Genomic DNA, 18239 nt, shown 5'->3' on the forward strand with positions numbered 1-18239 from the left:
TGATTTATAATTTTCTGTTCCCTGAAGAAACCAGGTTGGATTAAAAAGCTGCCCCAAAACAATTGATAAACTTAAAAAAAGCAACGTTTTTTCCTGATATAAAAAAGGAACTGTAAGAAATAAAATAGTTGAAAAAATCAAAACCAAAAGAAACAAAAACAATTTGGTTATAAATATGGTAGAAAATAGCTTTCCTAATGCTTTGTTATTTCCCCTGTTTATTGAAATATTTTTAACGCCAGTGATGTCTGTCCCATAATCAACAATTAAAATCAAAAAAAATGCAATGGAAATTCCTAAACCTATTTTTCCAAAATTTTGAATGCCACAAACATAAATTAAATAAGGAGTTACCAATAACGGACTTACTAAATTGATAAACTGTCCAAACCCATAAATAGAAAAATTTTTGAGCTGATTGGGATTGAGAGAAAATATAGCTTCCTTTATTTTCATAGCAGAATTAATCTCTCAAAGAAACTAAATTTAAACGGAAATTAAAAGGTTATATCCAGAAATGTATCATCACCGGTTTAGGTGTTTTTTCGTAGATTCCCTTGATATAATACTTGTATTCCGGAACAAATCCTGTAATTAAACCAATGATTTCTTCTGGATCATTCTGAGTATGATAAGTCGTGATAGCAATTTTAGGTTTGTTCCGTTTAATGGTCTGTTCCGCACCTTTTAACATCTCCGCTTCAAAGCCTTCAATGTCAGCTTTTAAATAGGTAATTTTTTCTCCGTTTTTAAATAGTGTATCCACTTTATTGATGCTCATTAACTGAGCATCATTTTTTACCTCTGCTATCATTCCATCTAAAGAGTCTTCATTAAATGTGATCGTGCCATCTTCATTACCAATGGCTGTATTAAAAATTGTTACTTTATCTAAGTGATTTGAAAATGATTTGTTCAAACATTTATGAAATGTTGTACTTGGTTCCACCATATAAATATGACTACAAGTGTCTACAACACTTAAAGGAAACAAGCCTTCTGCAGTTCCAATATCTAATAATAGTTCACCTTTTTCTATAGTAGTTTTTTCCTTTTGATAAAAATGCCAATCCATGGGATCAAAAGTTTCGGCAACCACTTGATCGAGTCTGTTTACAGTAAAGTTTTGGGGCCAAAAAAGTTTATGTGGAAATGCCTTAAACGATACTTCATATTCTTCATTCAAATGAATGTTTTTGATATGCTGCTTTGCAATGGCATTGATTTTTGGCTTTGTTAAAAACTGAAGGAGTTCTTTAAAACTTACATTGTTTTTATTTACAAAAATCCAAAAGAAAAGTATTTTGAGTCTACGCATTAGAGGCTACTTGAAAAGCAAAAATAAGAAAATGCTATTCATTACAACTGATAACGAATAGCATTTTTATGAATTTTGATGTGATTAGTTCATTAATTTTTCAATCTCTGGTAAAAGCATTGTCTCATGAGGATAAAGTGAAGGATATTGTCTTTTGCCATCTTTTACTAATGCTTTAATTACACCTGTTACATGGTCAAAAGTACATTTTGAATCATCTGCTCTAAAGAATGAAACTAATTCCGGACGACCTATAACTCTGCTTTTTCCAATATAATCCATTGTTATACTCTCAAATACAATATCTTCCTGAGCTTCATTCATTCCAAAATCAATTCTAAACTGCGTTGGTTTTACACCTTCAGGAAGATTAAAAACTACTTTTTGTGAAGTTTCACTACCCTTAACTCCCATCCATATTGGCGGTATTTTTGAAAAATCTATTGAGCCATCTTCCGTATAAAATAAACTCAAATCATCATCTTTTTTAACAATTACATCTAATGTAACTTTAAAATTTGTTTCTATTACTTCTTCAGGCTTAACTACCTCTAAAGAATCTAAAGATTTTTCGTTTTTACATCCTACAAAAAATAAGGATAAAACAGCTATTGTTGTAATAATTTTTGATTTCATTTATTTAAAATTTTTGGCAAATTTATAGTTATTTTTTCTACTAAATCAAATTTTTTCTTTTAAAATCGCCTCTAGAGAAATATTTTTCGACAAAGCAGTAGACCAATATAAAAAAATACCGACTTCCCATTTCTCTAATCTTCAATTTTGAAACGCCATATTTTCTGTTTGTCCATGAATTTGGCACAACTGTATACGAATAACCTCGAATAATTGCTTTTAAAGGTAATTCAATAGTTAAGTTAAAATGGGGTGATAAAATGGGCTTTACTCCATCAATAACTTCTCTTTTATATAATTTAAAAGCGTTGGTAGTATCGTTATACTTTATACGCATGGTCGCTTTAATTATATAATTGGCAAGTCTATTAATAATTTTTTTAAGGATGGGATAATCAATAACTTTTCCTCCCTTTATAAATCTGCTCCCAAAAACACAATCATAATTACCTTCAACCATTTTGGTATAAAAACGAATCAAATCATAGGGTGAGTCTGATAAATCGGCCATCATCACAGCTACGCAATCACCAGTATAACGTTCTAGACCATATCGAACCGCATAACCAAAACCATTCGGGCCTAGATTTGTTCCATATTTTACAGCAGTGTATTTTTGAGCCAATTGCTCTAAAACTTCTAACGTATTGTCTTTGGAATTGTCATTCACAATAAAAATTTCATGGTCAATGCTGACTTTTGATAACGCTTCTTCTATTTGGTCAATAGTTTCAGTGATTGACTCTTCTTCGTTATAGGCGGGTATTACGATACTAAGTTTCATTTACTTTTATTCTCATATATTATTTCTGCAAAATCTCCAAAACCATGTTTAATGGTAATACACTTTTCAAAATCGTTTTTGAATAATATGTTTTCTATTTCTTGGTGTTGATTATTATTTAAATACATATCATCATTATGACTTTCTAACTGAATAAATCTGATTGGCAAAACCCCACTTTCTTCTTGAAACAACCCTTGCAAGCATTGTAATTCATGTCCTTCGACATCAATTTTTAAAACATCGAACCCTATGTTAGTGTTATCTTTTAAAAAATCACTTAATCGGATTACCTCAACTTTATAATTATCTACAATAATATTTTCTTTTGTAACCCCTAATACTTTTGCTTTCTTTTCTAAGTATTTTGATTCAAAATTTAACTCTTCAAAAGAAGACGTTTCGTCCATTACATTCTCATGAAAAATCAATTCTCCTTTAACATTACTCAACCCTAAATTGTGAATTGTAATGTTTGTATTTGTTTTGTATTTGTTTTGTAACAAATGAAACAACTTTTTGTTTGGTTCAAATGAATTTATGGTAGCATTTTTATTGATTTTTAAAAAAAAATCAATGGATTGCCCTTTATTGGCACCCACATCAATTATATTGATTCTGTTTTGATTTAAATGGGTTTTGTAAAATTTCTTGAGTTTTGGATAAAAGAAAATTGCTTCATTAATATGAATCAACTTTTGAACTAATCTGGATCTACTACTCATTATTATTATGCTTTGTTAATTGTAGCTTGATAAATTTGAGTCAAAATATCATTTATATCATATTTCCATGACCAATTGGGGTAATGTGATTTGAATTTTGAAACATCACTAATCCACCAAATATGATCACCTATTCTATTGGTTTCAGAATATTCGTAGTTCATGGGTTTACCGGTAATTTTTTCACACAATTCAATCGCTTCTGCCATGGAACAATTGGAATGTCGCCCACCGCCCGCGTTATAAACTTCGCCCTTTTTTGGGTTTTGATAAAAATGCCAAAACATATTAACCAAATCCCAGGAGTGAATATTATCACGGACTTGTTTCCCTTGGTACCCAAAAACCGTGTATTTATCTCCGGTAATAGCACATTTCATTAGGTACGATAAAAATCCATGCAATTGTGTTCCTGAATGATTGGGGCCTGTTAAGCAACCCCCTCGAAACACTCCGGTATTCATTCCAAAATATTTTCCGTATTCCTGAACCAACACATCGGCCGCCACTTTTGATGCTCCAAACAAGGAATGCTTGGTTTGATCGATACTCATGAATTCATCAATTCCTTCCTTATAATAAGGATGCGATTGATCAATTTCCCATCTTTTTTCTAACTCAACCAAAGGCAAATAATTGGGTGTATCGCCATATACTTTATTTGTTGATGTAAAAATAAATGTAGCTTCCGGAGCATGCAAACGTGTCATTTCTAATAAATTTAATGTTCCGTTTGCATTCACTGTAAAATCGGTTAAAGGTTCCCTTGCAGCCCAATCATGACTGGGTTGAGCAGCAGTATGGACAATTAATTTAATATCCGCGTTATATTTAGAAAACAATTGTTCCAACGCTTCTACATTTCGAATGTCAATTGCATGGTGTTCAAAATTTGGCACACCTTTAATTAATTTTTGCGTATTCCATTCTGTTGAAGCATTAGCTCCAAAAAACACTTGACGCATATTGTTGTCTATCCCAATAATTTTATCAAATTTCTCAGCAAAAAAAGCTACTGATTCACTTCCAATAAGTCCTGAGGAACCTGTGATAATGCATATATTCATTTTACTGTACAATTTTATATTCTGTTATTCTGATTTTGTCTTTAAATAATGAATTATTTAACGGCTTAAAGTTATAATATTTTATATCCTGATTCTCGTTTAGTGCATTAAATAATGAAATAAACTCTGATGTATTAGCTATAAATTTATCTGAGAATAAGCCGGTCTCCAATAATAATTTTGATGTTCTGAATTCTCTTATAGTTGCATCTTTTAATTTGATTTCTAATCTAATTTCAGGAGCGTGTTGGAAAATAGACACTATTTTTCCCTTTAAGTTGTTGTAAATTCCTACTTCGTAATAGATATCCTTTTTAGGAACTAACGGTGTATCTAGAAACATGGCATACTCTTTAACTTTTTCAAATTTAATTGGTTTAAAATCTGAATTTTTTTGAAGTAAGGCTACTTTTCTTCCTTCAAAATCAAATAATTCTGCAACATTATAATTTTTAATATATGCAAGATTTACTTTAGATTCGTCAAATAGTGGATATCTTCCGTCAATTGCGGCGAAATCATATATTACAAATTCGGGGGCTTGAGATGAATTATAAAACTCAAAGTCCATTTGTTCCAAATATGGCGTATATACTGTATACGACTGCAAAATAGGTCTTGGAGTATAATTTAATTTATTTTCTAATAACAGTTGAATATTCCAAGGATAAACATCAACAGTATTTGTTCCAATTTTATTTATGACAGTTAACGGTAAAATAGAATTACTTGGTGTCAAAAAATTACAGGGTGTTGGATTGAAAGATTTAAATCTTGAATAATATTCTGATTTTGAAAACTTCGATTTAATCTCAAGTTTTAAATCTTGATCTACAAATAAAAAATAAAATGGTACTGCCAATGCAAAAACAAATGAAATTTTTAGAATTTTATTTTTCAAATATTCGTGTAAATCTAAATTACATAAAACCAGTAAGGGTACATAGATAAAAAAGTCTCTAATATGGCCGACATCTGCTCTTACAAAAGCCTGTTTGTAAAGCACAAATAGCGATGTCCCAAATAAAAATAAAACTGTTAAAATCTTTACCCAATCTTTACTTTTATTTGAATAAACATTTACTAAAATTAAACCCACTAAAATTAAAACAAAAACTACTACATAGAGATAACTTCCATCAATTTGATTGTCTAAAAACATAACATCATTATAACCTGAAACTATTTCTACTCCGGATTTTATATAATCGATAATAGAAACATTTAAAGGAATTGAAAAGGCCAATATCAATAATATCGGCAAAATTAAGTAGGTTAATAAATAAAATTTGTTTCCTTTTTTATTAATTAAATTACATAGAATCCCGGCAAAAAATAACGGAAAAGAAATTAAGCCTGTATTAAACTTGATGTAAAACAACAGTGTGATAATCAGAATTTGAAAAAGATAATAAATTGGTTTCGGACTATCTAAACTTAATCTAATCCAAAACACAAGAATAGCCATCAATATTAAAGCGTGAGCACTTCCAAACCACAAAGGAAAAAAAAGGCATATTAAAATAATTACTAAAGTTGTTATTATTTTATTTTGACTCCTTTTAAAAGAAATAAAAAAGAGCAAAAAATAATTGATAAAAACAAATAAATCGAAAATCAAAAAAGAATATTTGTTTTCTCCCCAGCCCACTCTAGTGCATAAATGAGCTAATGGCCCGTAAGTAAAAGCAACATCTGTTCCCCATGTAAGGTTTTTTAACTCAACATAATTTAAAGCTATACCCCACGACGGATCTAAAGACATCCATAAGTCTTGGGATGCTTGTAAAGAAAAAATATTAGCATCAAAATAATTAGGAATAAGCAAGTATGCTCCTATGAACGCGATAAAAATTCCAGTAATTGTAACTTTTTCTTTAAAAATATAGGATAAAGAGCTCATTATTATTTTAATATTGATTCCAATTGATTTTCATTTTCTTTAATCCAATGATAAATATCTTCAAAAACTTGTTCCACTGATTTTTTAGGTTTCCAGCCAATTTCTCTTTCAATCAAAGTGATATCTGTAACGTACATTCGCAAATCTGCTGGTCGAGTAAGTTTTTCAGAACCTATTGTGATTTTATTTCCCGTAATTTTTTCACAAATAGCCGTCATTTCGAGTAATGAAGCACTATTTTCCAGTCCACCACCGACATTAAAAATCTTACCTGTAAACTTTTCAATTTGGTGAATTTGCAAATCAATCAAATCAATTAAATCATCCACATGAAGAATATCTCGCACTTGCTTTCCTGTACCGCCATAACCAATGTATTTTAGCGATTGATTCCAATAGTGCTTTGCCATCCAAAGGGTAACAACTCCCTGATCTGTTTTACCCATTTGTCTGGGACCTGCAATAACACCAAATCTGGTAATTGCTGCTTGTAATCCGTAAAAAGCAGCATATTCCTGAATAAATAATTCCGAAGCTAACTTTGTTGTGCCATAAAACGATCGTGCACCTTCTAGACTTAATTTTTCAGAAATTCCTTGGTTGGAAATCCCTTCGCTTTCTTGATTTTCAGCAAAAGAAAATCGGGTTTCTTCCTCTATAAAGTTAGCCTTTTCAATAGTTTCTATAGGATACACTCTACTGGTAGAAAGAAAAATAAGTTTAGCATTATGTCTCAAACAAGCATTAAAACAATTGATTGAACCGTATAAATTGTTATTAATTACATAGGTTGGATCAGAATCTAATCCTGCAGTTACCGATGGTTCTGCAGATGCTTCAACTAAAACATCAAACTCTCCAATAGCTAAAATATCTTCATTGTTTCTAATATCTCCATGAATAAATTCAATGCCCGATTTTTGAAAATCTTTTAAATTTAGCTCTGAACCCCTTCGTTTCAAATTATCAAAAGCTACAATTTTATAGTTAGGGTATTTGTTTTTTAACTGAATACACAATGTTGAACCAACAAAACCTGCACCACCAGTTACAACTATTTTCATTTCTTTTCTATTTCTTTTAAACTCGTTTCCCAATACTTTACTTCCACACCAAATGTATTCTTAATTTTACTCTTATCCAAAACACTATAAGCAGGTCGTTTTGCAGGTGTGGGAAAACTAGTGGTTGGAATGGGTTCCAAATTGATTTTTATGTTGTTGAATTCGAAGATTTTTTTTGCGAAAAAATACCAACTGCATTGACCTTCGTTGGAGAAGTTGTAGATGCCGAAGAGTTTGGAAGATGGAAGATGGAAGATGGAAGTGCAAATCTTCACCAACACTTCTGCCAAATCTACTGCATTTGTTGGGGTACCAATTTGATCGTTTACGACTGATATTTTATCTCTATCCGAAGCCAAACGTAGCATGGTTTTCATAAAATTGTTTCCAAACTGCGAATACACCCAAGAAGTTCGGATGATGAAATGTTTGTGCCAGATTTCCTGAATAGCTTGCTCTCCGTCCAATTTGGTTTGTCCGTAAACTCCTTTTGGATTGGGGATATCTTCTTCTGTATACGGTGTGTTTTTAGTTCCGTCAAAGACAAAATCGGTTGAAATATGGAGTAAAATAGTATCAAATTCTTTGCAAACGGTAGCTAAATTTTTCGCTCCAACCACATTAATTAAATAGGCTTTTTCCGGTTCGCTTTCTGCTTTATCAACGGCTGTATAAGCTGCTGCATTGATACAAAAATTTGGTTTAAATTGTTTAAATAATTGTTTAACGTTGTTCAAATTGGTTATGTCCAACGTACTTGAATCACAAAAAACAAACTGAATATCAGGAAAATTCGGTGCAATAAATTGCAAACTTTGGCCTAATTGTCCGCCCGCTCCTGTAACTAAAACTACCATGCTTTCTTGGCGTTTGCTAAGGTGGGTAATTGGGTATCTTTTTCGGAAATGATTAGTTGATCTAGATCGAAATTCCAGTCGATTCCAATGGAATCATCGTTAAAAATAATTCCACCTTCCGATTCTTTGTTGTAAAAATTATCGCATTTATAAAAAAAAGTGGCTGTTTCACTCAAAACCAAAAAACCATGAGCAAAACCTCTGGGAACAAAAAACTGCTTTTGGTTTTCAGCTGATAAAACCACTGCTTCATATTGCCCAAAGGTTTTAGAACCCGGTCGTATATCAACAGCCACATCTAAAACTGCTCCTTGAATCACACGAACCAACTTTGCCTGAGCAAACTCACCCGTTTGGTAGTGTAAACCTCTTAAAACGCCTTGCGTTGAAAACGATTGGTTATCCTGAACAAAATGTACGGATTGTTCCAAGGCATTTTGAAAAGTTCGTTCGTTAAAACTTTCCATAAAATAACCTCGTTCGTCTCGAATGACGTTCGGTTCTAAAATAAAACAACCTTGCAGTTTAGTTTCTGTAAATTTCATCGTTGGTTATATTCCATAGAATTAAAACTTATTTGAACACAGATTTAAGTAATTTGTAAAATCTGAAAAAATATTTTTTAAAATTTCTCTTATTTTTAAAATCAGTGTTCTAAAATCTAACCGTCTGGTTTAAAATTTTAAATTAAACTCATTAAATGAATGCCGTAGCCACTTTTTAGTAATGGTTCTGCAATTTTCTTCAATTGATTGGCATCGATGAAACCCATTCGGTAAGAGGCTTCTTCGATGGCTCCAATTTTTAAACCTTGACGCTCTTCAATTACCTGAACAAATTGTCCGGCTTGCATTAGCGATTGAAAAGTACCCGTGTCTAACCAAGCCGTTCCTCTGTCGAGTATGCTCACTTGAAGATTTCCTCGATTTAAATATTCTTTGTTTACATCGGTTATTTCCAATTCACCTCGATGACTGGGTTTGATGTTTGCTGCTATTTCCAGTACGGAATTATCATAAAAATAAATTCCAGGAACTGCGTAATTTGATTTAGGTTTTTCCGGTTTTTCTTCAATTGACAATACTTTTCCATTTGCATCAAAATCAACGACACCATAACGTTCCGGATCCAAAACGTGGTAAGCGTAAATAATTCCGCCATCCGGATCATTATTTTTTTGAAGTAATTCAGCTAAACCGGTTCCGTAGAAAATATTATCGCCAAGAATTAAAGCTACTTTATCGTTTCCAACAAATTTATTTCCTATGATAAAAGCCTCTGCTAAACCATTGGGATGTTCTTGCACGGCATATTCAAAACGACAACCTAACTTACTTCCATCGCCTAAAAGTTGACGAAACAACGGTAGATCATGAGGTGTTGAAATAATCAAAATTTCATTAATCCCCGCCCACATTAAGGTTGATAACGGATAATAAATCATCGGTTTGTCGTAAATAGGCATTAATTGTTTGCTAACCGCTAATGTTAACGGGTGTAATCTTGTCCCGGATCCTCCGGCTAAAATAATTCCTTTCATACTAATTATGCTTCGGTCATTTTTAGTTGTTGTCTTTTATAAAAACGGAAAAAAGCACCAACTGCAATAAATCCGAATACAAAAAGGATTGGTAAAATAAATTTAAGTTTACTATTGGTTATTTTTCTGTTTTTGATATTGAGCGTATTACTAATGTCTTTTATAATTTTGTCACTATTGATTTTACTGATTCTTAACTGACTCTGGTCATAAATTAAGCCTTCTTTGGTTTTCAATACATCATTTAGTTGCGTATTTTCATTGTTGTAGTAGACCAAACGATCACTTTTTAACGCAGAAGCATCTAAAGAACTAGAAAACTCATTTAAAATATCATCAATTTGAGAAAGTATTTGCTCGTTATATTTCATTTTTATTTCTGTGTTATTGATTACTTCTGTTTGTAGTTTTTTGAAATAATCAGAATCGTTTAAAAAATCCAAAATGGGTTGCAATGTTTTTTGTTGGGTAGTTGCTTTAAGTGTTGTAAATGAAATCAAATGATAGGGATAATTTTTACTTGTAATTTTATCTTTTAATATTTTTTCCATGTTCCCATCTTCCGCCATTAGCTTTATTAACTCAAAATTTTCTGCATTATTATCAATAAATTGATATACGTCTATGATTGGATCAATTTCAATTTTGGACAGTTTCTTTGTGTCTTGAATGCCAATTTTTTTTAAGAACAGCGTATCGTCTTCTTTAATTTTTGCATTCAATTGTTCCACTTTCGCATATAAATGGTCCGCTGAGCCAAAATTTGGCGTTACAATTAATTTATGATCGTAAACATTTGTTGTTTTATCTAAATAATACCCCACTCCGGCTCCAATTACAAAGAGGCTAATAATCCAGATTAAATTTCTTTTCAAAAATAAAATTCCGCGAAAAATAGCTGTTGATAACGATTCAAATCCTTCGGAAACTTTCTTCGAAATTTGTCCCAAATCAATTTCCTGATTATCTGTTTGTTGTGGTTGGTTTGAACTCATGTTGCTTAGTTTATTGTAAATAGTTGTTCTAAAATTTTAATCGTAATTAAATACGTTGGTTTTACACCTGTAGTCCCTAAACCACCCGAAGCCAAAGTACTTCCTGTTTCCAAAGGGTTATCTGATGCATAATAAGCATAACGAACTTTGACGTTTGGATGGATACTCTTTCTGATTTTTGAAGCCGATTGAATTGCTTTTTGATAATGAGCTCCTTCCATTTCCAGACCAATAACTCCCCAAGTTGATTCATGCAAAAACTTCAAAAGATCCTTATTTTGAAGTGATGTTCCCAAAACAGTTACCATTGGACCTGCATAAAGATCAATTCCGAAACCTTCGAACTGTTCTTTCGTTAGTTGATTTTCAAAAGGGTAATTATCCGCCGTTCCTTCATTTACATGTGCATTTGGAATCATGATATCCCCTTTAGAACCTTCTAAAATACCGGCTTTCCCCATGATAGAAACGGATTCTACATTTAAAAAATACTTGTCTTTTTCAGTTTTAAATGGTTTCAGCAATTCGTCAATCGTTTCATAAGCTTGTTCGCCAAAAGCATAATCCATCACAATCAAAACAGGTTTTTCTTCACTAAAAGTAGCGTTTGAAAAATCGGTTTTAGAAAAATCTATTTTTGCTGTATCAAAAATCTGCACGTCAATATTTGTTCCCGATTGATCAGGAATGGAAATCATTCCCTGTTGTTCGGCAATTTTTTGAACTTTATCACGAATGTCATTGGCTCCCGATTTACTCAAATCTTCAAATAATGCAAATGCCTCTTTTCCTTTATATTTGGCTCCAAATGTTTGTTTGGCAAAAATTGAATTCATCACACTGTGCATATTTGCACTTATAATGTGAATAGGTCTATTGATTAATTCCTTTTTCAACAGCATTTCTTTAATGGATGTTGCCCAAATTTCTCCATGAATGTGATGTCCTAATCGTTCTCTTAAAATAGGACTAAACGTAATTGTGCGTTTATTGTTGTGAATGACTTCTTCAATCGCTAATTTTCCCAACCAATAAATAACGTGTAAAAAGCGATCCGGTTTTTCTTTCGTACCAAAATCATCGTAAATTTCAATAACGTCCGAAAAAGATCTACCCAAGATATTTGCAGCGTGCGAAACTGCTTTTTCCTTGTCAATTTGGGAAAGCTTCTTGTTTAAGAGGACTGCTTCTTCCAATTTCTCCCAATCACGAGTGACCTCATGGTTGCTTTCGTCTAATAAAATGCGGTCTTTAATTTTATGTGATTCAATGAAAATAAAAGTCAAATGGGTCAAAATATCATAGATGTCCGATCGGCCGCGAGTGATTTCCACATTCATTTGTTCTTCATCAATACGGTAACAATTTCGTTTTCTTTTGGGAGGAACGATGGCTTGAAAATGCGATTTGGAGTATCCTTCTTCCGAAGTTAAGTTGATAAAACGACACTCTTCAATACCTACCGGCAGTCGCTCAATCACGTAAAGTAAGCCGTTAAGTTCTACTTTTTCTTCGGCAATAGAACCGTAAATTTCAGGTCGCAATAAAAGTAACGCTTCACGCAAAGTATCACCGGAAACTCCCATTGGTTTGTAAAAACCACGATTGAACAGGTGACGCATGGTAATATATAATCGCTCAATTGCCGCAGACGACTCTTGGGCTCTTGATCGGGAACTATTTTTTGGTTCTTTCATTATTATTTTAAAACCTATTGATTTGTTGGCAAATTTAGGTTTTTATTTTTTAGTTGGTTACGGTTGAATTCATAGCTGGTTCTATCTTACTAACAAAAAGAATTTCATTAAAAATCTTATCCCTTCAGCGTTTTTCTATATTCTATTTTCTTTGTTCTATTTTCTTTGCTCTCCAATTCATCCACAATTTTCCGATCATTACTCAACCGTGGAACTTTATTTTGTCCACCCAATTTACCTATTGATTTCATATAGTTTTGAAAACCGTTTTTCTCTACGGAAGTAACTTTTAAAGTTCGCAGTACTTTTCCAACAATTAAATCGTCGTAATAACTATTTTGCTTCCGCATGGCACCATCAATTTTCAATGCAAATGATTCAAAATCATCCGGTTTGTTTTCAAATTCAATAAACCATTCGTGATAGGGTAATTCATCTGTTGGTGTGATTTGTGGTGCAACGGTAAATTCGTTTACGCGAACGGTTGTTCCTGCAACCGCTTCCTGCAAAGCTGCTTCCACTTCTTTACCAATTACATGCTCGCCAAAAGCGGATATAAAATGTTTAATACGGCCGGATACAATAATGCGATATGGTTTTAGGCTGGTAAATTGAACGGTATCTCCAATATTATATCCCCAAAGACCGGCATTAGTAGATATGATCAATACATAATTGATACCTAATTCCACTTCGCCAATGGTATATCTTTTATAATCAGCTGAAAAAAAATCATCGGCTTTGATAAATTCGTAAAAGATTCCGGAATTCAAAAGCAGCAACATTCCTTTTTCTTTCTGTGAATCTTGATAAGCAAAAAATCCTTCCGACGCTGGAAAAAGTTCGATACTATCTACTTTTCTGCCGATTAAATTTTCAAATTTTGCCCGATAAGGTTCGTAATTCACTCCTCCATAGATAAACAAATTGAATTTTTTAAAAATGTCACCTACTTTTATATTCCCTTTTTCATGCAATTTTTCAAAATACATTTGTGCCCAACTTGGAATTCCGGAAATCACAGTCATATTTTGGTGAATGGTTTCCTCCACAATCGCATCAACTTTAGTTTCCCAATCTTCGATACAATTGGTTTCCCAAGAGGGTAATCGATTTTTTTGCAGGTATTTTGGAACAAAATGGGCGACAATTCCAGAAAGCCTTCCAAATTTAATTCCGTATTTTTCTTCTAAAATCGGACTTCCTTGCAAAAAAATCATTTTCCCATCTACAAAATCCGCATTTCCTGTTTCATGAATGTAACTTAAAATTGCATTTCTTGCTGCTTCAATATGAAAAGGAATGGATTCTTTGGTAAGTGGAATGTATTTTGCTCCTGAAGTTGTTCCAGAGGTTTTAGCAAAATAAAGCGGTTTTCCTTTCCATAATATATTTTCCTCTCCTTGAACCACGCGATCGATATACGATTTTATATCTTCATAATCTCTGACGGGAACATGTTTCGCAAAATCTTCATACGTTTGGATGGATTCAAAATGATGATCTTTTCCAAACTGCGTTTGAGCGGCTTGCTTAATTAAATCTTCAAGTACTTTTTGTTGGGTTTGAATTGGATTTCTTGCCCACTTTTGAGTTTTTTTATGAATGATTTTTGCGAAAAGTTTGGCTGCTTGTGACTTTGCTGACATCTTATTCGAAATCTATATATTGGTTGGGGTCTATTGGATAACCGTCTTTCCACAGTTCAAAATGTAAATGAATTCCCGTGGATTCCCTTCCTGTTGATCCTGCCAAAGCAATCACTTCTCCTGTTCGAACAACGTCTCCTTGGTTTTTGGTGAGTGACGAAGCGTGTTTGTATACAGAAATAATATCGTTTTTGTGTTTTACAATGATCACATTTCCTGTGGAAGGTGTCCAATCAGCAAAAATTACTGTACCGTTGGCAACTGATTTTATGGGAGTGTCTTTTGCTAAAGCAATGTCCACTGCAAAATGTTTGTTCTTAGAACTGTATTTTTCGGTAACATGTCCTTTGGCTGGTGGAAAAAGAACCAACTCAACTTTGGATTCTGCTTTTTCAAATAAATTGTATTTATCTTCTAATGCAACTTGATCTCGAAGCTTCATTTCTTCGGCTGCTGCTTCTAACTTTAACTTTTCCGTTTCTAGTACTTCTGCAGAAATAATTGAATCTTTATTGAACTGAGCATACTCCAAATCGCCGGTTAAAATTTTTTTTATGGATTCAATATAGGCTTCATTTCTCTTCACTTCTAATTCTAATGAATCTGATTTTACGGCTAAAATAGTGGCCTCCCTTTTTAATTTGGTCGAAGCATAACCGGGAATATACTCTCGTAATGGGGTAAATGCAATAATATACGTTGTTATTCCTATCAATAATATGGATGAAATTGTTACCACTACAAACACATTCATCAAATTTAATTTTAATGAAAATATTTCTTCGAATGTGTCTTCGTTCAAAACAACCAGTCGCCTTTTGTTAAACAGTTGTTTTCTAAATTTTTGTCTCTTCAGTCTTTTTTCCGACATAGGTTCAAATTGTACTACAAATATAGTAATTAAACCTTCTTTTAAAAGTCCCTTTTTTCGACTTTATCACTTCAAAAGCTGACTTTAACGTGACATTTAACGAATAATTATAAGGCAATTGGAACAAGTAATAATTTAATTAGTACCTTTGTCCAATAAATTCAATAGAAATTATGAATGCATTGTTTATTTTTTTAGGAATGATTGGAGTGCCACAGGTAATTTTAATTGTGGTGGTTTTATTATTGCTTTTTGGAGGTAAAAAAATCCCGGAGTTAATGAGAGGATTAGGAAGCGGAATTAAAGAATTTAAAAATGCGGCAAAGGAAGACCAACCTGCTGATGCTAAAAAAGAAGAGGATAAAAAGGAATAACTTTTAAAAAATTCCAATAAAAAAAATTCCAAATTCCAATTAATACGATTGGGCTTTGGAATTTTTTATTGAAGTTTGATGACTTCGTTGCTGATTTTCTGTTTACAAGTTTCCCAGTTGAACGAACTTTTCATCATTTGAGGTTGTGGTTGTTCATTTGCTTCTTCAAAATAAGAAAGACTTTTTACAACCATAAATTCTGACCCGTCAAAATATTTTTGCGAATAAAAATCTACCATTTCTTTCAGGGAAAATTCATCTAATAAATAGTACAAATCAATAAAATCCTTTTTTGAGCCCCTTCCGGCAATAGCGTTTAATTTCATGGCTGCAATATCCTTCTTGGATACCATTCGAATTCCTTCAATTTCAATGGGCTCATCTAAAAGTTTGTACTGATAATTAACAAAATCTACTTTAATTCCTGACACATCCGTTATTAAAATGTTTTTTGAACTTTTTGAAACTTCTGTCTTCCCAAAATCAATCAAAATTGATATAAATAAATCCGAATCGATGTTTTGATTACCAAATAAATCAATATCAATTGAATTTCTATGACCTATTTGCAAGGATAAAGATGTGCCACCGACAAGATAAAAATTAGAGAATTCTTCAACTTTCATGAGTTTTCTTAAGAGTTCCATAAGTTCGGGAACAACTGTCTGTGTTTGTAGCATCTAAATTCGGTTTTGTCTATTTGAAAAATTGTTGAAACAAATGAAAGTGTGACGGCATCTAAAGACCTTGCGTTTAAAGCGGCTATCTTTATGGCTTCCATTCCATACAATTCTTTGATTAATTTCCAATCCTTCATTTTTCCGTATTCTAAAACTCTTTGGATAAAAAAGTTTTTGTGTTGATTGAAATCAAATCCATCCAAATCAACATCCCAAAAAAGATGTTGCGAAAAATCGGCTATAGTAATGGGTTTGTTCATGGTAACAAAGTTAATTGTTTTTACAACACCATCGTCAACTGAATTCTTTTTCTAACCTCATCCACCTCAACCACTTTTACTTGCACGTGTTGATGCAATTTCACCACTTCATTCACGTCCGATACAAATCCGGCTTTCAATTGTGAAATATGAACCAAACCGCTTTCTTTTAATCCAATATCCACAAAACAACCAAAAGCAGTAATGTTATTGACAATTCCTGGCAAAATCATTCCGGTTCTCAAATCGGACATTTTTTTGACATTTGGGTCAAATTCAAAAACCTTTGCTGATTTTCTTGGGTCTAATCCGGGTTTTTCGAGTTCTTTTAAAATGTCTTTGATTCCTAAAATTCCGATGGTTTCATTGGTGTAATTTTCAGATTTTATCAAAGCAATTTTCTCTTTATTTCCAATTAAATCAGTTAACGAAATTTTCAACTCTTTCGCCATTTTTTCTACAATAGCATAGGCTTCCGGATGAACAGCTGAATTGTCCAACGGATTTTTTCCATTTTGTATGCGAATAAATGCCGCTGCTTGTTGATAGGCTTTTTCGCCTAATCGGGGGACTTTTTTCAATTGCTTTCTGTCTTCAAAGGGTCCGTTTTCTTGTCGGAACGCAACAATGTTTTCAGCCATTTTTTCACCAATGCCAGAAACATAACTCAATAAGGATTTACTAGCGGTATTTAAATTTACTCCCACAGAATTTACACATCGAACCACCACTGAGTCCAACTCTTCTTTCAACTTCGTTTGATCTACATCGTGCTGGTATTGTCCGACACCGATGGATTTTGCATCAATTTTTACCAACTCCGCCAATGGATCGGAAAGTCGTCTTCCGATGGAAACAGAACCGCGAACCGTGACATCATAACTTGGAAATTCTTCCCGTGCAATTTTAGACGCGGAATAAACGGATGCACCGGCTTCTGAAACCACAAATACTTGAACTGGTTTGTCGAAGGCAATTTTTTTAAGGAAAATTTCTGTTTCACGACTGGCTGTTCCGTTTCCAATAGATATCGCTTCAATATTGTATGCATTCACCATCGAACGGATTTTTTTCATCGCCATCGCATTTTCATTTTGTGGTGGATGCGGATAAATCGTTTCATTGTATAACAAATCGCCTTTTTCATCCAAACAAACCACTTTGCAACCCGAACGATAACCTGGATCAATAGCCAAAATTCGCTTTTCTCCCAAAGGCGGAGCTAGCAATAACTGACTTAAATTTTGAGCAAAAACATCAATCGCTTTCGCGTCGGCTTTCATTTTAAATTCTTGTAGTGTTTCATTAGAAATAGCCGGTTCTAACAATCGCTTATAACTGTCTTTGATGGCTAGTTTTAGTTGATGTGCCGTTTCTTTATTGTTTTTAATAGTATTATTTTCAATGAATTCCAGAGCTTCTGCTCCTGAACCTTCGGAATCAATTTCAATTTTCATTTTTACAACGCCTTCCGCTTCTGCCCGAAGCATCGCCAGCAACCGGTGCGAAGGTGCTTTAGAAAGTGGTTCCGCCCAATCAAAATATTGATTGAACTTTTGAGCATTTTCATCATCTTTTTTGCTTTTCACCACTTTCGTTGAAACAATGGCTTTTCGTTGAAACAAACGACGCAGATTTTTACGCATAAAACTATTTTCATTGATCCATTCGGCAATGATGTCGCGAGCTCCTTGCAAGGCTTCGTCTTCATTGGCTACTTTGTCATTCAAATACTTAGAAGCAATAAACTCGATATCATCACTATTTTGAGCCATGATGATTTTAGCCAACGGCTCTAATCCTTTTTCGCGAGCGGTAT

Annotated in this window: 19 protein-coding genes; 1 reads left to right on the plus strand and 18 read right to left on the minus strand. The window is 33.0% G+C overall.

Annotated features, from left to right (window positions below):
• From ACIQ2S_RS04275 to ACIQ2S_RS04345, 15 genes are all read right to left on the minus strand, one after another.
• A partial coding sequence (locus ACIQ2S_RS04275; protein ID WP_396173121.1) for an oligosaccharide flippase family protein occupies positions 1-456 on the minus strand: 456 nt, incomplete at its 3' end.
• Positions 457-505: 49 nt separating this feature from the next.
• Entirely contained in the window at positions 506-1318 is an 813-nt protein-coding gene (locus ACIQ2S_RS04280) for an FkbM family methyltransferase (protein WP_396173123.1), read from the minus strand.
• Positions 1319-1402: 84 nt separating this feature from the next.
• Entirely contained in the window at positions 1403-1954 is a 552-nt protein-coding gene (locus tag ACIQ2S_RS04285) for a hypothetical protein (protein ID WP_396173125.1), read from the minus strand.
• A gap of 40 nt (positions 1955-1994) precedes the next feature.
• Positions 1995-2738 (minus strand): glycosyltransferase family 2 protein, encoded by a 744-nt coding sequence (locus ACIQ2S_RS04290; protein ID WP_396173128.1) that lies wholly within the window; start codon positions 2736-2738, stop codon positions 1995-1997.
• Positions 2735-3463 (minus strand): FkbM family methyltransferase, encoded by a 729-nt coding sequence (locus ACIQ2S_RS04295; protein ID WP_396173130.1) that lies wholly within the window; start codon positions 3461-3463, stop codon positions 2735-2737. Before ACIQ2S_RS04295 ends, ACIQ2S_RS04290 begins: the two co-directional genes overlap by 4 nt.
• Positions 3464-3468: 5 nt before the next feature.
• Positions 3469-4530 carry an NAD-dependent epimerase/dehydratase family protein gene (locus ACIQ2S_RS04300; protein ID WP_396173134.1) on the minus strand — a complete coding sequence of 354 codons (1062 nt, stop codon included), beginning with the start codon at positions 4528-4530 and terminating at the stop codon, positions 3469-3471.
• Position 4531: 1 nt separating this feature from the next.
• Entirely contained in the window at positions 4532-6433 is a 1902-nt protein-coding gene (locus tag ACIQ2S_RS04305) for a hypothetical protein (RefSeq protein ID WP_396173136.1), read from the minus strand.
• A gap of 2 nt (positions 6434-6435) precedes the next feature.
• Positions 6436-7497 (minus strand): NAD-dependent epimerase/dehydratase family protein, encoded by a 1062-nt coding sequence (locus ACIQ2S_RS04310; RefSeq protein WP_396173139.1) that lies wholly within the window; start codon positions 7495-7497, stop codon positions 6436-6438.
• Positions 7494-8354: a dTDP-4-dehydrorhamnose reductase gene (gene rfbD, locus ACIQ2S_RS04315; protein ID WP_396173142.1), complete on the minus strand. Its 861-nt coding sequence runs from the start codon at positions 8352-8354 to the stop codon at positions 7494-7496. The genes ACIQ2S_RS04310 and rfbD overlap by 4 nt, the downstream gene beginning before the upstream one ends.
• Complete coding sequence (rfbC, locus tag ACIQ2S_RS04320) at positions 8348-8899, minus strand: dTDP-4-dehydrorhamnose 3,5-epimerase (RefSeq protein WP_396173144.1); 552 nt, start codon at positions 8897-8899, stop codon at positions 8348-8350. Before rfbC ends, rfbD begins: the two co-directional genes overlap by 7 nt.
• Positions 8900-9036: 137 nt before the next feature.
• Positions 9037-9894 carry a glucose-1-phosphate thymidylyltransferase RfbA gene (gene rfbA, locus ACIQ2S_RS04325; RefSeq protein ID WP_396173148.1) on the minus strand — a complete coding sequence of 286 codons (858 nt, stop codon included), beginning with the start codon at positions 9892-9894 and terminating at the stop codon, positions 9037-9039.
• Between the two features lie 5 nt (positions 9895-9899).
• Complete coding sequence (locus ACIQ2S_RS04330) at positions 9900-10889, minus strand: hypothetical protein (protein WP_396173150.1); 990 nt, start codon at positions 10887-10889, stop codon at positions 9900-9902.
• A gap of 5 nt (positions 10890-10894) precedes the next feature.
• Complete coding sequence (locus ACIQ2S_RS04335) at positions 10895-12586, minus strand: DUF6909 family protein (RefSeq protein ID WP_396173152.1); 1692 nt, start codon at positions 12584-12586, stop codon at positions 10895-10897.
• A 116-nt stretch (positions 12587-12702) separates the two neighbouring features.
• Positions 12703-14235 carry a GH3 auxin-responsive promoter family protein gene (locus ACIQ2S_RS04340; RefSeq protein ID WP_396173154.1) on the minus strand — a complete coding sequence of 511 codons (1533 nt, stop codon included), beginning with the start codon at positions 14233-14235 and terminating at the stop codon, positions 12703-12705.
• A 1-nt stretch (position 14236) separates the two neighbouring features.
• Positions 14237-15037: a M23 family metallopeptidase gene (locus tag ACIQ2S_RS04345; RefSeq protein WP_396173158.1), complete on the minus strand. Its 801-nt coding sequence runs from the start codon at positions 15035-15037 to the stop codon at positions 14237-14239.
• Between the two features lie 242 nt (positions 15038-15279).
• Between ACIQ2S_RS04345 and tatA the strand changes: the two genes are divergently transcribed.
• The gene (gene tatA / locus ACIQ2S_RS04350) at positions 15280-15480 is read left to right on the plus strand and encodes a twin-arginine translocase TatA/TatE family subunit (protein ID WP_396173160.1); all 201 of its coding nucleotides are present in this window, start codon (positions 15280-15282) and stop codon (positions 15478-15480) included.
• A gap of 65 nt (positions 15481-15545) precedes the next feature.
• On the opposite strand, the gene ACIQ2S_RS04355 is transcribed toward tatA, so the two are convergent.
• From ACIQ2S_RS04355 to ACIQ2S_RS04365, 3 genes are all read right to left on the minus strand, one after another.
• Positions 15546-16106 carry a nucleotidyl transferase AbiEii/AbiGii toxin family protein gene (locus ACIQ2S_RS04355; protein WP_396173162.1) on the minus strand — a complete coding sequence of 187 codons (561 nt, stop codon included), beginning with the start codon at positions 16104-16106 and terminating at the stop codon, positions 15546-15548.
• An 8-nt stretch (positions 16107-16114) separates the two neighbouring features.
• The gene (locus tag ACIQ2S_RS04360; protein WP_396173164.1) at positions 16115-16420 is read right to left on the minus strand and encodes a DUF6922 domain-containing protein; all 306 of its coding nucleotides are present in this window, start codon (positions 16418-16420) and stop codon (positions 16115-16117) included.
• Between the two features lie 20 nt (positions 16421-16440).
• The coding region (locus ACIQ2S_RS04365) for a Tex family protein (protein ID WP_396173166.1) at positions 16441-18239 on the minus strand (1799 nt) is incomplete at its 5' end.

The sequence above is a fragment of the Flavobacterium sp. genome, assembly GCF_044371705.1.
GTDB lineage: Bacteria > Bacteroidota > Bacteroidia > Flavobacteriales > Flavobacteriaceae > Flavobacterium.

Coding starts and splice junctions, on each gene's coding strand:
- ACIQ2S_RS04280 (WP_396173123.1), bottom strand. CDS start 1,318: ATGCGTAGACTCAAAATACTTTTCTTTTGGATTTTTGTAAATAAAAAC.
- ACIQ2S_RS04285 (WP_396173125.1), bottom strand. CDS start 1,954: ATGAAATCAAAAATTATTACAACAATAGCTGTTTTATCCTTATTTTTT.
- ACIQ2S_RS04290 (WP_396173128.1), bottom strand. CDS start 2,738: ATGAAACTTAGTATCGTAATACCCGCCTATAACGAAGAAGAGTCAATC.
- ACIQ2S_RS04295 (WP_396173130.1), bottom strand. CDS start 3,463: ATGAGTAGTAGATCCAGATTAGTTCAAAAGTTGATTCATATTAATGAA.
- ACIQ2S_RS04300 (WP_396173134.1), bottom strand. CDS start 4,530: ATGAATATATGCATTATCACAGGTTCCTCAGGACTTATTGGAAGTGAA.
- ACIQ2S_RS04305 (WP_396173136.1), bottom strand. CDS start 6,433: ATGAGCTCTTTATCCTATATTTTTAAAGAAAAAGTTACAATTACTGGA.
- ACIQ2S_RS04310 (WP_396173139.1), bottom strand. CDS start 7,497: ATGAAAATAGTTGTAACTGGTGGTGCAGGTTTTGTTGGTTCAACATTG.
- rfbD (WP_396173142.1), bottom strand. CDS start 8,354: ATGGTAGTTTTAGTTACAGGAGCGGGCGGACAATTAGGCCAAAGTTTG.
- rfbC (WP_396173144.1), bottom strand. CDS start 8,899: ATGAAATTTACAGAAACTAAACTGCAAGGTTGTTTTATTTTAGAACCG.
- rfbA (WP_396173148.1), bottom strand. CDS start 9,894: ATGAAAGGAATTATTTTAGCCGGAGGATCCGGGACAAGATTACACCCG.
- ACIQ2S_RS04330 (WP_396173150.1), bottom strand. CDS start 10,889: ATGAGTTCAAACCAACCACAACAAACAGATAATCAGGAAATTGATTTG.
- ACIQ2S_RS04335 (WP_396173152.1), bottom strand. CDS start 12,586: ATGAAAGAACCAAAAAATAGTTCCCGATCAAGAGCCCAAGAGTCGTCT.
- ACIQ2S_RS04340 (WP_396173154.1), bottom strand. CDS start 14,235: ATGTCAGCAAAGTCACAAGCAGCCAAACTTTTCGCAAAAATCATTCAT.
- tatA (WP_396173160.1), top strand. CDS start 15,280: ATGAATGCATTGTTTATTTTTTTAGGAATGATTGGAGTGCCACAGGTA.
- ACIQ2S_RS04355 (WP_396173162.1), bottom strand. CDS start 16,106: ATGAAAGTTGAAGAATTCTCTAATTTTTATCTTGTCGGTGGCACATCT.
- ACIQ2S_RS04360 (WP_396173164.1), bottom strand. CDS start 16,420: ATGAACAAACCCATTACTATAGCCGATTTTTCGCAACATCTTTTTTGG.